The sequence below is a fragment of the Bacillus cereus group sp. Bce019 genome (genome assembly GCF_051781745.1).
Lineage (GTDB): Bacteria > Bacillota > Bacilli > Bacillales > Bacillaceae_G > Bacillus_A > Bacillus_A cereus.
This window is the reverse complement of the sequence record NZ_JBPWJX010000086.1, coordinates 1-307: the sequence shown is the minus strand read 5'-3', so window position 1 is coordinate 307 and position 307 is coordinate 1. Positions and strand designations below refer to the sequence as shown.

Below are 307 nucleotides of genomic sequence, written 5' to 3'. Positions count from 1 at the left end.
CTTAGATCGTGGTGATGAGAGTGACCCGTCCAGCGTCGGGACGGTCAGATGGGCCCAGTAGTGCCATGTAGTCCGTGGTGCCCTGGTACGAGACAGCGATCCCGCGAGCAGCGCCGGACAGCAGCGCCGACACCTCAGCGCTGGTCAGCGCGATGTCGACGGTGCCGCCCTGCGCCACCGTCCCGGCGGCGCGAGGCTGAGTTGTCAGCGCGGGAGGTGACGATGGTCGCGTCGCAGCACCGTGCAGCGCCAGCCACACGGTCCGCGCCGCCGACATGCCCGCACCGGTCGCCCGATACAGACGCAC

1 protein-coding gene is annotated in these 307 nt (G+C 69.7%); it reads right to left on the bottom strand.

The features are described 5' to 3' along the window. Window position 1: 1 nt before the first annotated feature. The coding region (locus ACS2QP_RS27560) for a hypothetical protein (RefSeq protein WP_438883033.1) at window positions 2-307 on the bottom strand (306 nt) is incomplete at its 5' end.